Here is a 14,129-nt window from a genome sequence, read left to right as displayed (position 1 = left end):
CACGACTAATCATTTCCATTCATGGGCGCGAACATGCGCCCAGATCAACACGCAAACAATTTATCTTAATATGGATAACTACTTTTTTTTCGTCAACAATTATTCCGAATCCGGTCGCAGCATTGATCTCTATCAGTCCAAGAACCATCTGGCGAAGGATATGCTGGATACGATGCAAGAGGGCGGAAGGCATTCTGTGGTTTGCAACTCGAAGAAGGATGCCGAAAACTTCGCAGAGATGATTCGCGTGGGGACTGGATTGCGCGTTATGTGCATCACATCGGCCAACTCCCAAGACCCTGAAATCAAGGATTTCATTAACAATATCGTCGAGCGCATCCGCGATTACGATGTTCTCGTTGCATCGCCTTCGCTCGGTACGGGTATCGACATCACCTTTGATGATGAAGAGCAATGGATTGATTGCGTGTGGGGGTTTTTTTCTGACAAAATCAACACGCATTTCGATATGGATCAGCAGCTCTGTCGCGTGCGGCATCCCAAGCACGTTAAAGCGTGGGTCGCCGAATCAAGCCTGCAATATGAAACCGAACCATCGGCCATCAAACGGGTCATCGTTGATCTCGATGAACTGCCAGCGGCCATCCGGGGATACGGTCCTCATGGAATGCCGGTTATCGACGACGACGATCCCCTCCTGCACGTCTACGCCCACGCCGTCTCCATGCAAAATGCGTCGAAGAACGATCTGCGCGGCAACTTCATCAAGCTCAAGGAACGTAACGGGTGGGAGATCAAGCATGTTGCTCCACCGAAACCCGGTCGCGGCTCGTCCGGTGAATCATGCTCAAATGTTGGCATGCAAGCGGCGGAAGCGCGGAAGCGGCTCGAAGAAATGCATGCTACGGAAGTTTGCAATGCCGAGCCGCTCACCGAGGAAGAATACAAGACGCTGAACGACGCGATGATGTTGACTTCCGACGAACAACTGCGCCGCGACCGTTACGCGATCGAGAAATTTTATGGTCAGGACATCACGCCAGAACTCGTATTGATTGACAACCGCGGACGCTATCGCGCCCAAGTCACAGCCATGTGTGAATTGCTGGAACCCGAGACTGTCGCGCTCGTCCGGACATACGGGACCACGAAGGTCCACGCACTCGATAAGGACATGGCGGCCAAGCGTCAATTGACCTTGAAGGAGGTACTGATGGCGTCGGGCATCTACGATGGGAAACGGGTGTTCGATACTTCCCACCGCCTGCATAAGGACAACATGCGGAGCTTCGTTGATTGCTGCCTGAACTACAGGGCTCAAATCGCCCACCTGTTCGACATGGCTTTGCGCAGGGACGTTGAGGACAAACCGCTCGCCCAGTTCAAAGACTTTCTCGATCTGGTCGGCCTCGACACCGTGACAGACGGCAAGAGTGATGCTGGCGGCAAGCGTACCAACTTCTATCGCCTCGACCCGGCGCTCCTCGATCGCACGATGGGCTTCGCGAAGTATCGGCTCAAGACGCGGAATCGCCCGCATATTTACTCATATATTGGAACGCCATACGTCCTGAACGCGGATGGAAAAATGGTCTATCTGACCGAACCCGCTTTCGAGGAATGATGGGACAAAAGTAGCGACTGGACTGCACGGGATCATTCTCCCGTGCAGTCTGAACGACACGATCCGACAAGTGCGCATCTTTTCAATTTTAAAAAAACAGATATACGGTTACTTGTCGTATTCGTGGTTTTTGCTTCTATCCACACGAATTCTATGTAGCCATGCGTTTACTATAGATTCAATTTCTACTTGAATATTTGATCAACAATCCTTAATATTTCTTCATTAACGAGGAATGAACACCCAAGAGCACTGATTCAATCCGTGCCCTACTCCATTCTACATGCGGTCAGCGGTAGTGCGACTGACCTGGCAATCACGCTTGCTGTGATGCCAACTTGATCTTAAAGTGCGATGGGGTCCCCTCGATCAGATACGTCCTTTTAACGTAATGATCGACGGTTCCCCCACATCTGTATGTGAAGCCGTCGATTCTTTTAGGAAATCAACGATGCCTAACAACACGCACACATCCGAAAAACGCGCTCCAATCAATCGTCGGCTCTTTGCCTGCTTACTGCCGGAATTTCAATTCCCACCCGACCTTCCCGGCGTGAGATACGTCCCCGATGGCACTTTATTCACGGACGACGAAGGAAATCAAAAAGATCTGGGCAAATTCTATTGTGAGGACAATCGCGTTCTCTGTCCACTGCATCCGGACCAGCCGGGAACCGGATATGTTTTTGAAGAATTCAGTTGCACCCTCGGTTTCCGGTGCCATACCTGTAACACTGTCTCTTGGCTTATTTCACAGCAGGAAGCACCATGCGCAGGCTGTGGTGTACCCATATCTCGCTGGGATGCAATTTCTCATGGACTATGCCAGAACTGCGACTCCGGTCGAGACACTGTTTCCGGATTGGATTTCTCGGTTACAGATATCACGCTGTAACGGGCGACTGCATTTCCTAACCCGCGCCCCCGCCCCGTTCCTTGGCGAACTTCTTTCGCTCTGGCATGGGCGAAAGCTGTTGTCATACTCCGTGTCAGCCTGGATGGTGTTGCTCATCAATTACATTCCGTAAGGAGCAACGCCCATGACACTAATCCGTCGAAACAACAGCAAAAACTGGTACTACCAGTTCCAGATTCAGGGCAAGAAATTCTTCGGTTCGACAGGCACGCCGAACAAGACGAAGGCCGCTCAGGTCGAACGCGAATTCCGCAACCGCGCGCACAGCGAGCGGTATCTGGGCGACTCGCCCGAAATCACAATCAAGGATGCGCTTGAGCAGTACGTTGAATCCCGCAAGGGCACCGCTTACTACAGCGGCATGTGGTCGGGTATCCGGAAAGCGATGGGGTACAAGCTTCATTCGAAGACGAAGGCAAAGCTGCCCTGCTATGGATTTTCGCCCGATATGCTGCTGCATGAACTGACAACGCGCGATTTCGAAGTCCTCCTTGCGAAACGCAAGGCCGAAGGCGACAAGCCTGCGACGATCAAACACGAGATTGGTTTGCTGCGCGCGACCATCAACGAGATGACGAAGCTCGGCTTCAAAGTGAATCGCGAAATCGTGTTTCCCGCGCTTAAGACTTCTTATAGGCTTCGATATCTGGATTCCAGCGAAGAGTCGGCGTTATTGCTCGAACTCGATCCGGAGCGGCTTAGAAACGGTTTAAAGCCGTTAGAGACGCGAACACCCGAAATGACGCGGAATGTGCAGGACAATTATGACATCACCGTTTTCCTGCTAGACACGGGGTGTCGCTATTCCGAGGTCGCAAACATTCCGTGGTCGGCGATCAGCCTCGAAGCCAGCACAATCAACCTGTACCGGAGCAAGGTAAGAAACGAGGACGTGCTGTACATGACCTCCCGACTCGAAGCAATTCTTCGTCGCCGGTGGGATGAACGCAGGCCGGGTCAACGGTACGTGTTTGAGGACCGCACAGGTAACGAACGCGGCTACAGCACGAAGTCAATCAAGAAAGCGATCGAGCGCGCTGGGCTAAATGATCCTTCGGCGGTCAAGGAGCGCGGTGGACGCGTTACTCTGCACACATTTCGACATACGTTCGCGAGCAAGCTGGTCAAGGCGGGCGTCAGCCTGTATGAAGTGTCGGTGTTGCTCGGCCATAGCGACCCGAAGATGACCCAACGATATGCTCACTTGAGCCCGAATGATGCGAGTCGCAAGGCCGTAAAAGTCATCGACTCGTTGCTGCTGGACCCCGCATAAACGCAGGGGTCTTGGCTGCTTCGACCGATCAGAAAATAGTCCACTTTCCATGTCTTATATAAGGCGTACATAACCGGGACGGCGCAGTGCGATCGAGCCTGCGAGCATTCAGGTATTGTTTCGGATGGGGGGACTACCCTCTATCCGAAATCAAGCGAGATGCTGCCTGATCGCATCGTTGAGTCTCTGAGCATAACGTTGCCGATCACTCAAATCGACGTGCCAGAACTCGTAACGGCCAAGCATATTATTTTTGATGGACACACGCACAGCGATTTCGATACAGAACTTGCCATCGTCACGCTTGCCCATGCGCCCGAGCAATGCGTCCCTGCCGTTCTCCGCCATGGCAATTAGATAACCATCCTCTTCGTGAACAAGCTGCCAGTTACGATTGAGCGTATCGACCGACATGACGCCGATCTGCTCCTTCACTTTCGGCCACGATTTGCCTTCAAAACATGTCTCGAATCTCATAGTATTTTTCGTCAAGGTCTGACCACAGCGATTCTTTCATTCGGCCCGAGCACGCCTGTTTCGACTAGTACAAGGAAGGTCGAGGGTACTGATCAATTTTCCTCTCAATTTCTTCCAACTCCATTTTCCACTGTGCGATCAATTTCTCTCTCCGCTCCTCACATAGCTCATCCCACTCCGGATCATTCATCGGGTGATTGCATTTGTGCTGAAAGTGTTGTTTCCTGAGTGGCCGCAAAGGGGCATCTTCGCGATCGAATTTGGCCTGTCTTCGAGCCGATGCTCGTTCCGGCGCGTTCAATATCCACATCACTCCAAATGCAAGCCCAAGCGAAACCGCTATGCAGGGGACAAACTCCCACTCACTCCACCACGACAGGTAGTCTAGCGCCGTCCCCAACCCAAAGAAAATCGCTGCTGCGATTAGCAGATATTTGAGAATGCCCTCCACATCCATGCTGCTGCTCGACATTTCGGAGGCGTTCGGGACATACTGCCTGCAATGAGGGCAGTAATCCGCCTCATCATGCATTTTCTTGTAGCAGTGTGGGCAATCGGTCAGCATTTAAAACGTTTTCCTGAATGTTTTTTTGGTTTTGGAAAAGTGTCAACAACGTGATCGACAGATACCGGTGTCCACTTCTCGCCGTGCCGTTATTTGACGTTCTTGCTCTTTTCTTCCCGATCTGCTGCTATCGTCGCCTGTCCGGCAATGAAATACAGGAAACCGGTGATCGCGAAGGCATAGATAGTCCTCATCGGTTCAACTGGACCGCCGCCGCTGACCGCCGAATATATTTGCATGACCAGCACGATCAGGAAAGGAAGGACGCCCCACATGTAGGTTCGGCCCTTATTCTTCGCGTAAGCAGCAAACGCCAACGCTGCCAGAAACGATACGATATCGAACATATTTTGATTGATTCCAGATGTCGGGTATACAGGCTCTAACTGCTTGTCCAGTGCACGGTTCGGGCGCAACGTGTCATTTGCAGCGAGCGAGCATGTCTGTGCTTTGCCACACGTTCCCGGCCCTGTCGATCAGCCGCAGCTTCCCGCCTTCCTGCTGTAGGATCAACACTTCCTTTCCGCCCACACCGTCTCCGATACAATCGAAGGTCCCTTCAATTTGCGACGCGTTGTTAGACGATGTCTTGACCAGCGTGCATTGCGCTTCGCCGTAAGAAACGCTGACCGCGTCGATACGCACGAGGGACATGGCGGCCTCAGTGTCTTGCGGATTTTTTGTTGCCTTGCAGTTGGATGCCCAGTTGCCCTGAAACGACGTAGGGATCGTCGTCGCATTGGCGGCAGTGATCGCGCAAACTCCTACGGCGATGGCAGAAAACATGACGTGTTTCATTGGCGATGCCCCGATTGATGTTGCTGACCTGCTGATCGATTTCTAATAGCTTCTCTGAGGTCCACGGCCCGTTGGTTTATCTCCAATGCACACAAGACGCAGACGCTCCCGGATGTCGGGTCTCTCTGGCACGGGTCGATCCATCATCATTGCCATCGTGTCGTTGTTGTCGGTTCCAATCAGGACGGCATCGTAAGGTTTCTGATCCTTCAGATACACCTCACCCACAAACTCATCTGTGAAGGTGACTATCAACAACCCATTCGAAATTTTCAACCTGAATATGCCCCTCACATCCAGTGGCTGTAGAAATTTAGTTCGAGGGTCTGGATGTGAACTCAACCTGGAGTACGATCCGTCGTCGCCAAATTCGTAATAGGCATGCTCGTCAGTGACTTTCTCCTTGACCGCTTCCCTACACTTGAAGGTTCGCGACCCGCCCATCTTCGGCCCGACCAGAAAATCGAGCGTCTGGTCGATAGGAGTTTTTGCCAAGCCGACACAAGAAACGGTCATGACGAGAATTCCCAAGCCGAGCTTACAGAAGGCCATTCCTGTTTTATTCATTGAAACCCCGACAAAATGCTTTGGCCTGTTATTTTGAAATGCCGATCTCGGCTTCTATCTCTTGAATGCGTGCCTCGACCTTCGAGTCGCTATCCGGTGTGATTTTGTAATTTTCCGGCCAACTCGTTGTAACGCTGCATAGTCGCACGCTCGTTTCCGGACGATTATTTTTTGGACTGTCAGCGTTCTGGATATACCAGGCGTCTTCAGCACAGTATTGCTCAACACGACTGGCATCCATGAACCCCAGATTCTTCGCCAGGAGATAGATTGCTTGATGCATTTCGAACGGAATGCTGCGTCGAATTTCACGAGCTTTCTGCGCGTTTCCGTTCGATTCGATCGTGTTCGCTTTCGCGCCAAGACACTGCATCTTCAGATGAAGAAACTGCTTGCAGCTCGGGCCCAGTTCGTCGGCCCGGCAGGAGCCTGCTGTCAATGTGATTGCTGCAATGGCAGCTGCGGCAACTCGCCCTGCTCTCGTGAGACTGATACCCAGCTTGGTCATCTGTTTGGCCCCGTTCGTTCTTCCGTCAACGGCATTAAGCCGGTGAATATTCGTGTTTTTGAGTTCGTTGCTGCTTTTGATTGCGCTGGTCCGTTTGACGGACCCAGCTCGGCACCCCGACGCCGCCGAACTGCACCGCCGAATGCAAGTATCTGCTGTTAAAGCACAAAAATTCGCCCCATTAGGAATATACATTCCATTTGGGGTGTTCATCAAGTTTGGCATAGAGACCACCATTCTGTCCTATGCCTATCCGCTCAAATCAGCCCACCAAAGACACCCAGAACGCACAACTTGCGGTCCGAGTGGGCGAGTCCATTGCCGATCTGCGGCGGGCAAAGGGTTTGACCCAAGCACAGCTGGCAGAAATGATTGACCTTGAACAGGAAGCAGTCAGCCGCTGGGAACGCGGAACCCGGGTCCCAACGCTGCTCCGCCTCCAGCAACTGAGCGACGCATTGGAATGCTCGGTAGATCAGCTATTGCAGCGCGGGTCAAAGCGGCCTAACGATCAACTGGCTAATGTGGCAAACGCACTGAGCGGCTTGGATGCGGACGAACGCGCGCTCGTCGTAGATTTCGTGCAGCAGTTCACCGATATGCTCAAGGCGAAGCACGCGGGCAAGGGTCATCGGCGCAAATAGCCTTCAACGCTTGCCCGACGCCATCCTGCCGATCAATACTCGCCCGGAAACAGCAGTGTCGTCGTGCTGCGATCTGCTTCGGTGATGATCCAGACACGTTTGCCCGCAATGTCGTAGCTCGACAGGATGCGCGCACCATGCTCGACCGCAAACCGGTTCGCCGCTGCATCCTCGGGCGGCACCATTCCCCAGTCTCCGCAGGCGTGACGCCTCAGATATGAAAAGGCCGTGATGTGGTGATGTTCAAGATGCGCGAAGACGCCGCGCGTCGCAACAACTTCGCCGATATGGAATAGTGGTGGCGTCATTCTTCGGCCCCGCCATACACGGCCCATGCCGACTCGATCAGCGCCGACGATGCCCCGCCAGATTCATATCCTGGAACATCTTCAAGAAACATCAGCAGCTTGTCGTTAAACTGTTCGCGAGAAAGGTTGCTTCCGAAAACGTCGCGAAGGGCAGCGGCCAGATCGTGAATCTGACCGGTAGTAAGGGGCAGGAAATCGCCTTGGCATGGAGTATCGTTCATCCAACGACTATCCAGGCGATACCGCGCTTTGGGCAACGAGTGGGTAGCTATTCGCTTCGGCGGACTAGTCGTCGCGCCCACCCGCAAGCGATGTTTGATCCGCCCCATTGCAGACATTCAACGTCGAACATCCTTGGCCTTACGCAATGTTGCTGCCGCCTTGCCACGGCGTGATGTTCCTTGGGAGAAAGCTGTGAGTCACAAGGCCATGGCGCCTAGATTACAAAGCGTGGGGGACGCCTTTATTTAACCTACAAGTTCTGCTCAATCTCGATGCCTTGAGCCTGCAAGAATTCCTGCAAGGCTAAGTATTTTTCACGGTACTTGCCCGCACTCACCTTCGCCGGACTGAACCAGAAGCTGATCAGGTCGACTGCGTTCGTATTGCCAGGCGGTTCGCCTTCGCGGAAAAATAAGGGAGATAGCTGATTCAAAATCACGCCGGCCGAGTTCATTTGCTCTGCCTTGCCCTGCGTGAAGGCGTTAATGGCGAACCGAAGCGATCCAATTACGACATCTACTAGGCTACAGAAGTGCGACTGTCCGATGGCCGAGAGGTGATAGCCCACTATGTACTTGAGTTTTTTTTCGCCCGAATAGGCGATGGGTCCGGTTAAACCAATGGCCGCCTTCTCCTTTAATTGATCGTCTAGGTTCTTGTCGTTGAAGCGATCAATCAACACAAGTCCGGGAGCTTTTGGCCGGTGCAGGTAGCAATCGAAGTGATAGCAGAGCGTATTGATCCCGAATCGTCGCGCATGGTCAGATGATGTTGCGATGTCGTGAAGCAAAAGATTTACGAGCAACAAGACGTTGTGCTCGACAGCGGCAGCGATATAAGCCTGTTTCAAACCGATAAAATCCGCATGGGACAAATGCTGAGGTCCCGGGTTGAACTTGACCAAGAATTCGTTCGGCACGCCATAGGACTGTCGAATCTTCGAAAGTGCGTCAGCAAGCAACCCTGCCTTCGCGCCATCGATAACGATCCCACCATAGACGAAGAAGTCGCCTGAAAGCTTCTGAAAGTTAGTCTCATCGCAATACAATAGATACATAGCTCGGCCCTTCGTCTCTTATACTTTTGTCGACTTTCCGCACGCTTATAGCACGGAATTGGCGCACTCTGTTGATTTCCGCAGGCCGACCTTGCATCCTGATTCTTCCGGCTTGCTCGACGAATTCGACACGATGCAGCCAGCCGTAGTGACCCTTGATCAGCCGAGGCACTACTGCGAGCAAAACGCGCCTGCTCACAGCGGCGTTTGAGACAACTTGAGACATAATCCTTCAGAATCACTTTCCCGGCTGACAATTAGGTGGGGCTGCAGAAAGACGTTTGCGCGATTTGACAGCACTGGCAACTCTGCCCACATTGGTGGCCGTGCTAAAGGAAGGACACTCCAACTGGTTCTCTATGACGATCTGCGAAGTTCGGTCGTTTTCCGATCCGGTCCTTTGCTCTGTCGTTTGCGGTTGTTTTAGAGGACTTCGGTCCGACCGAAGGAATAAATAAGCCAGAATTATGATGGCTGCCAACGCAGTCCACTTAACGATCCGAAAAGCAGGTTCGCCTCTTTTGACTCTCTTCCATTCACTTTTTAGGACGAACTTTGCGGAATCCAACAGCTCCTTTGTGAGACGTTGCTCCTCAGTTTGTCGAGTTAAGTTCGCATCCACGCTGGCACTCGCACTCGCAACCGAGTACGCATCAAGCATGCTTTGCCTGAATCCGGTAATTTGAGCAATCAGCGTTGCATGCTCCTTCGGATTCAGCCTGAGAACGATTCGATGTTCAATTGCCTGAAGCTCGTGAACAAGTTTGAAATTTTCATCCAAGAACTTCGCTTGTGCAGCTTTATCATTGGTTTTCGCCGTGTACAACGCCACAATCTCCGTCGCGCCGGAAATGTACTGCGAGATATCCTTCCGCAATTCATCGATCCAGGATTGACGAAATTCGGACGTCTTTTGCTCTTTCGTGAGTACAGTCGAAATAAAAACCACCAGCCCGGCGATAGCTGCTGCAATAATTGAACCTATCGCGGCGTCAGGTAACTGCATTGCGGCACCTCAAACGAAGAAGTATCTTTTACGAACCATCCTTCAAAATAGAAATGAAGTACATGTCGCCGGCGTGTGGATCGAATGCCCCATATTCCAAAACGGGGCATGCAATAATAGAAAATTGGGGAGGACTGCGCTTTCTTAAATACGCCCTCAGGCTCGAGAAACCCCTGTCGGTATGTATATGAAGATTGAACTCTTTTCTTGATATCAAATTGAACGCTACTGCTTTTGATACTCCGCCATTACCTGAGTCTAGTCCGCGTAGAGTGACGGGGATTTCAACAGGATCTCCAAGCGTCCGGGTAGACACTACGCCGTGAAACGCCGTGGAAATATGATCATCAAAAACGAAGCTGGCTGACTTGTGATTAGCATGCAAGTCAATCTCGACGTAGCTTCCGTCGTTGTCGCGCGCCCGGATAGCGGAAGCAATTTGATCAAACTCCTTAACAATTGACCTATCGCCGTAGGCTCGGGTCTGCCTTGAGTCAGGATTATCGACAAATTGCGCATACGGTGTAGCTTCCTGCGCTCCCGCCACATAGAGCTTCCGTCGATGTTCGGCTTGATCTACTAGCTTTTCACCTTCGACGGGAGCACTAGTTTTTGCTCGCTCGTAGGCAGGCTCGACGGCGGTTTGAATTCGCTTAACAATCTCGTCGCTTCCGGCGTCACTGCTCAATAAGTCGGCGATAAATCCGCCTTCGCGAGTCTGGTCCATCATGAATTCTGTCGGTGCGTAATCCTCGTCACGTAGCCGAGCATTCTTCCAGATGTTTCCGTACTTCACGTCAAGATATGCCCTATCGATTGCGGTCTGCATGTGACTAAGCGTCTTGCTGAAGGCGCGCAATTGAACGGAGTGGTTCTTGGTGATTGGCCCGTCGAAATGGACCGATATTCTATTTTTAGCCATAATCCCGGTGGTCTTGTTTCTTCTAGTTCACTCGGCAAAAGCCGGATATTTTGAACTCAGTATAGCAGCTTGCTCCCAGTGCAAATGTTCATCAAGAAAGATTCCGCCAAAGGCTCCAGGCCTTGCGGAGTTTGCTACGAGGCCTGGAGCAGACTGCCGCGCACCCAGCCCTCCTAATCAGGCGCGAGTGTGCAACCGCGCCGGGACGGTCCAAGCGCACAGATAGAATCTCCCCTTAGCGGGCCAATCAAAAGCTCTGTCATCGGTTCCGCTCAGCGATGCCAGCAAGAATTTCCGAAGTGGATACACTTTTCACCCCACTTCACACGATCCCGCCTCCCCAAATCCCTCAAACCCCTGTAAAATTGCGGGCTCTGCGGGCGTCGTATAATGGTAATACCCTAGCTTCCCAAGCTAGAGCCGTGGGTTCGATTCCCATCGCCCGCTCCAGATTCTTTTTAGCCAGCCTGGCGATTGACCGGGCGTCAGGCGGGTTTGCGAAAGGATCTGAGTCTGCCGCGTTTTGCACGCATCCCCCCAGCTACATACTCTCCCGCCTGTCATCCAGGAAGATCCAGAAAGTCGCACAAAGGCGTGATAAGCCCGCGCGGTGTTCAACACACCATTGCGCTGATTGCCGCTAGTTCTTCACAGCCTTCTCGACCGCCTTGACCAGCTCGAAGTCGTCTTCATCCAGCATCGGCGGCTTGCGCTGCACCCGTCCAGCACATGGCCGAAACGAAGCCCATCAATAGAAGCTTGTTCAATTCTCAACACCAGTGGTTTGCTTCCCACACCAGGCGCGCTGATGCAGCGGTGTGATACCGCCCGAGAATATAGCGAATCCCGCCCTGACATTCCTCGACTGCATTACCGAACGACTTTTCGCCATTCGGATTCAAGTCATACTGAGGTCGTAACAGTTGGTACATCCCGCGTGCGCACAACTTCCCGTTGCGCGTGTCCACCATGCCACCAGACTCCTGCGCCATTAACCACAGTAAATCGTTGAATTGCGTGAGCGCCACGCCTTCAATAGCCATGGCTTTACGAAGTGCATTCTGAGAAGTAATCGGAACCGCAGTTGGATCGACAGCGACCCAAGCGGTTTTGGCAGGTTTAGCCTGACGATGATTGTGTGCGTGTTTGCCCATAATGGATTTTCGTTTAGATAATCGTTGCAACGGGATGGCTTACAACGCGATTAAATCATACGAATGGCTGTCACGGTTATGAAAACGTAATCTTTGGCCAATGTCAGGCCCTCTGTACGCCGACCATCGTCTGGACGCACCCTTTTCGGGTGTGCTACCTTACGCGCACTTGCAATGCCCGCTCCACCTTCCTGCTGAACCGTCAGCAGAATCCAGCACGAGCCGCCTCCCTTGAAGGCGGCTTTTTTGTAGTGGCAACGGCCGGGCATAGCGATTCGAGCGAACCGCGCCGGCGAGCAGCGGCTCATGCCACGCAAGCACAAACGGCGCCTCGCAACACCCCATGCAAGCCGCCAGGCCCTCACCCTTGTAGCAGTATCGACAATGATCCACGATCCAAACGACGCCGGCCTGCCGGACGAACTCCCGCCGGCTTCCATCGAAACCGAAGGCCAACCAGCCGACACCGGCTCCGACGCCCCGCAAGAAGAAGCTTTGCATCGACGCCGCATCCGCAGTTTTGTCACGCGTGCGGGCCGCGTGTCGACCGGCCAGCGCCGCGCGATGGACGATCTCGGTCCGCGTTTCGTCGTGCCGTTTGCGCCGCAGCAACCCGACTGGAATAGCGTGTTCGGCCGCACAGCGCCGCGTGTGCTGGAAATCGGCTTCGGGATGGGCGCGACCACCGCGGAGATCGCCTCGCACCGCCCCGAGGACGACTTCCTCGGCGTCGAAGTTCACGAGCCTGGCGTCGGCGCGCTACTGAAGCTGATGGGCGAGCAGGAGTTGTCGAACATCCGCATCATTCAGCACGACGCGGTCGAAGTACTCGAACAGATGATCGCGCCGGACAGCCTCGACGGCGTTCATATCTTCTTTCCGGACCCGTGGCACAAGGCGCGCCACCACAAGCGCCGGCTGATCCAGCCGAAGTTCGTCGCGTTGCTGGTTTCGCGTCTGAAGCCGGGCGCGTATCTGCACTGCGCGACCGACTGGCAGAACTACGCCGAGCAGATGCTCGAAGTGCTCGGCGCCGATCCCGCGCTGGAGAATACCGCCGACGGTTACGCCCCGCGTCCGGAATATCGTCCAGTGACGAAGTTCGAACGCCGCGGCCTAAAGCTTGGGCATGGCGTGTGGGACCTGGTGTTCAGGAAGCGCGTCGCAACGTAAGACCGCGCGCCACAACTCACTCGCAGCAAGCAAAAAGGTCCGCAAACGCGGACCTTTTTTCATGACTCGACAGATAAGCGGAGACTCAATCCGCCCAGCTCAACGCGCCGCTGTAGCCGACCAGCAGGATCAACAGACCGAAGCCGATCCGGTACCACGCGAACACGGTGAAATCGTGCGCCGCGATATAGCGCAGCAGCCAGCGCACGCAGGCGAAAGCGCTGATGAAGGCCGCCACAAAACCGAGCGCGAAACTGCCAAGCGCGTCGGCGGACAGCAGGTGCCAGTCTTTATAGAGCTCGTAAGCCGTCGCGCCGAAGATGATCGGAATCGCGAGGAAAAAAGAGAACTCCGTGGCGACGCGCCGTTCGAGGCCGAACAGCATGCCGCCGATAATCGTCGAACCGGAGCGCGACATGCCAGGGATCAGCGCGAAACATTGAGCGAGGCCAACTTTCAACGCATCCAGCGGGCTCAGATCATCGACGTTCTGAACGCGCGCCGCCACGTCGCCTCGCGCGCGCTGACGCGCTTCCGCCCACAGGATTACCACCCCGCCCGCCACCAGCGCGAACGCGACCGGCACCGGTGAAAACAGCGCCGCCTTGATGGCCTTCTCGAACAGCAAGCCGAACACGACCGCCGGAATCGTCGCGATGATCACATTCAGCGTGAAACGCCTTGCGTCGGGCCGGCTGGGCAAGCCGACCACCACGCTGCCGATGCGGCGGCGAAACTCCCAGCACACGGCCAGAATCGCGCCGAGCTGGATCACGACATCGAAGGTTTTCGCGTGTTCATCCGTGAAATTGAGCAGGCTGCCCACAACGATCAGATGGCCGGTGCTCGACACCGGCAAAAATTCCGTCAACCCTTCGACGACGCCCAGAATCAGCGCCTTGCAAGCCAATAGCCAGTCCATCCGTGACCCTCATCGCTGTAGATAGTCGGAAC

The 14,129-nt window shown here is 53.9% G+C and carries 17 protein-coding genes and 1 tRNA gene; 5 read left to right on the top strand and 13 right to left on the bottom strand.

Annotation, left to right across the window (positions count from 1 at the left end; all coding sequences use genetic code 11):
• Window positions 1-70 precede the first annotated feature (70 nt).
• Together ACUN0E_RS24295 and ACUN0E_RS24290 are read left to right on the top strand one after the other, a co-directional pair.
• Entirely contained in the window at window positions 71-1,585 is a 1,515-nt protein-coding gene (locus tag ACUN0E_RS24295; protein ID WP_445568189.1) for a plasmid replication protein, CyRepA1 family, read from the top strand.
• Between the two features lie 1,040 nt (window positions 1,586-2,625).
• Window positions 2,626-3,774 carry a tyrosine-type recombinase/integrase gene (locus ACUN0E_RS24290; RefSeq protein ID WP_445568188.1) on the top strand — a complete coding sequence of 383 codons (1,149 nt, stop codon included), beginning with the start codon at window positions 2,626-2,628 and terminating at the stop codon, window positions 3,772-3,774.
• 150 nt (window positions 3,775-3,924) lie between these two features.
• Here the strand turns inward: ACUN0E_RS24290 and ACUN0E_RS24285 are convergent, their stop codons facing one another.
• The 6 genes from ACUN0E_RS24285 to ACUN0E_RS24260 form a co-directional block, all read right to left on the bottom strand.
• Complete coding sequence (locus ACUN0E_RS24285; protein ID WP_445568187.1) at window positions 3,925-4,251, bottom strand: hypothetical protein; 327 nt, start codon at window positions 4,249-4,251, stop codon at window positions 3,925-3,927.
• A gap of 64 nt (window positions 4,252-4,315) precedes the next feature.
• Complete coding sequence (locus ACUN0E_RS24280; protein WP_445568186.1) at window positions 4,316-4,816, bottom strand: hypothetical protein; 501 nt, start codon at window positions 4,814-4,816, stop codon at window positions 4,316-4,318.
• An 89-nt stretch (window positions 4,817-4,905) separates the two neighbouring features.
• A complete protein-coding gene (locus tag ACUN0E_RS24275) occupies window positions 4,906-5,163 on the bottom strand; it encodes a hypothetical protein (RefSeq protein WP_445568185.1) in 258 nt (85 codons plus the stop codon).
• Window positions 5,164-5,236: 73 nt separating this feature from the next.
• Window positions 5,237-5,602, bottom strand: a complete 366-nt coding sequence (locus ACUN0E_RS24270) for a hypothetical protein (protein ID WP_445568184.1) — start codon at window positions 5,600-5,602, stop codon at window positions 5,237-5,239.
• 54 nt (window positions 5,603-5,656) lie between these two features.
• Window positions 5,657-6,181, bottom strand: coding sequence for a hypothetical protein (locus ACUN0E_RS24265; protein ID WP_445568183.1), 525 nt, complete (start codon window positions 6,179-6,181; stop codon window positions 5,657-5,659).
• A gap of 28 nt (window positions 6,182-6,209) precedes the next feature.
• Window positions 6,210-6,689: a hypothetical protein gene (locus ACUN0E_RS24260; RefSeq protein ID WP_445568182.1), complete on the bottom strand. Its 480-nt coding sequence runs from the start codon at window positions 6,687-6,689 to the stop codon at window positions 6,210-6,212.
• Between the two features lie 305 nt (window positions 6,690-6,994).
• Here ACUN0E_RS24260 and ACUN0E_RS24255 point away from each other — a divergent pair, with 305 nt between their 5' ends.
• Window positions 6,995-7,333 (top strand): helix-turn-helix domain-containing protein, encoded by a 339-nt coding sequence (locus tag ACUN0E_RS24255; protein WP_445568181.1) that lies wholly within the window; start codon window positions 6,995-6,997, stop codon window positions 7,331-7,333.
• A gap of 32 nt (window positions 7,334-7,365) precedes the next feature.
• On the opposite strand, the gene ACUN0E_RS24250 is transcribed toward ACUN0E_RS24255, so the two are convergent.
• From ACUN0E_RS24250 to ACUN0E_RS24230, 5 genes are all read right to left on the bottom strand, one after another.
• Window positions 7,366-7,641, bottom strand: a complete 276-nt coding sequence (locus ACUN0E_RS24250) for a hypothetical protein (protein ID WP_445568180.1) — start codon at window positions 7,639-7,641, stop codon at window positions 7,366-7,368.
• Window positions 7,638-7,862: a hypothetical protein gene (locus ACUN0E_RS24245; protein WP_445568179.1), complete on the bottom strand. Its 225-nt coding sequence runs from the start codon at window positions 7,860-7,862 to the stop codon at window positions 7,638-7,640. The genes ACUN0E_RS24250 and ACUN0E_RS24245 overlap by 4 nt, the downstream gene beginning before the upstream one ends.
• A 251-nt stretch (window positions 7,863-8,113) precedes the next feature.
• Window positions 8,114-8,920, bottom strand: coding sequence for a DUF3800 domain-containing protein (locus ACUN0E_RS24240; RefSeq protein ID WP_445568178.1), 807 nt, complete (start codon window positions 8,918-8,920; stop codon window positions 8,114-8,116).
• A 238-nt stretch (window positions 8,921-9,158) separates the two neighbouring features.
• On the bottom strand, window positions 9,159-9,926 hold the full coding sequence (locus ACUN0E_RS24235; RefSeq protein ID WP_445568177.1) for a hypothetical protein: 768 nt from the start codon (window positions 9,924-9,926) through the stop codon (window positions 9,159-9,161).
• A 28-nt stretch (window positions 9,927-9,954) separates the two neighbouring features.
• A complete protein-coding gene (locus tag ACUN0E_RS24230) occupies window positions 9,955-10,755 on the bottom strand; it encodes a hypothetical protein (protein ID WP_445568176.1) in 801 nt (266 codons plus the stop codon).
• A gap of 469 nt (window positions 10,756-11,224) precedes the next feature.
• Between ACUN0E_RS24230 and ACUN0E_RS24225 the strand changes: the two genes are divergently transcribed.
• Window positions 11,225-11,298, top strand: a tRNA-Gly gene (locus ACUN0E_RS24225).
• A 320-nt stretch (window positions 11,299-11,618) separates the two neighbouring features.
• On the opposite strand, the gene ACUN0E_RS24220 is transcribed toward ACUN0E_RS24225, so the two are convergent.
• Window positions 11,619-12,002: a hypothetical protein gene (locus ACUN0E_RS24220; RefSeq protein WP_408394150.1), complete on the bottom strand. Its 384-nt coding sequence runs from the start codon at window positions 12,000-12,002 to the stop codon at window positions 11,619-11,621.
• A gap of 384 nt (window positions 12,003-12,386) precedes the next feature.
• Between ACUN0E_RS24220 and trmB the strand changes: the two genes are divergently transcribed.
• The gene (gene trmB, locus ACUN0E_RS24215; RefSeq protein ID WP_408394148.1) at window positions 12,387-13,175 is read left to right on the top strand and encodes a tRNA (guanosine(46)-N7)-methyltransferase TrmB; all 789 of its coding nucleotides are present in this window, start codon (window positions 12,387-12,389) and stop codon (window positions 13,173-13,175) included.
• An 85-nt stretch (window positions 13,176-13,260) separates the two neighbouring features.
• On the opposite strand, the gene ACUN0E_RS24210 is transcribed toward trmB, so the two are convergent.
• The gene (locus tag ACUN0E_RS24210; protein ID WP_445568175.1) at window positions 13,261-14,097 is read right to left on the bottom strand and encodes an undecaprenyl-diphosphate phosphatase; all 837 of its coding nucleotides are present in this window, start codon (window positions 14,095-14,097) and stop codon (window positions 13,261-13,263) included.
• Window positions 14,098-14,129: the final 32 nt, after the last annotated feature.

Source organism: Paraburkholderia sp. D1E, assembly GCF_052682275.1.
The sequence above is the reverse complement of the archived record's forward strand: the minus strand, read 5'-3'. Positions and strand labels throughout refer to the sequence as shown.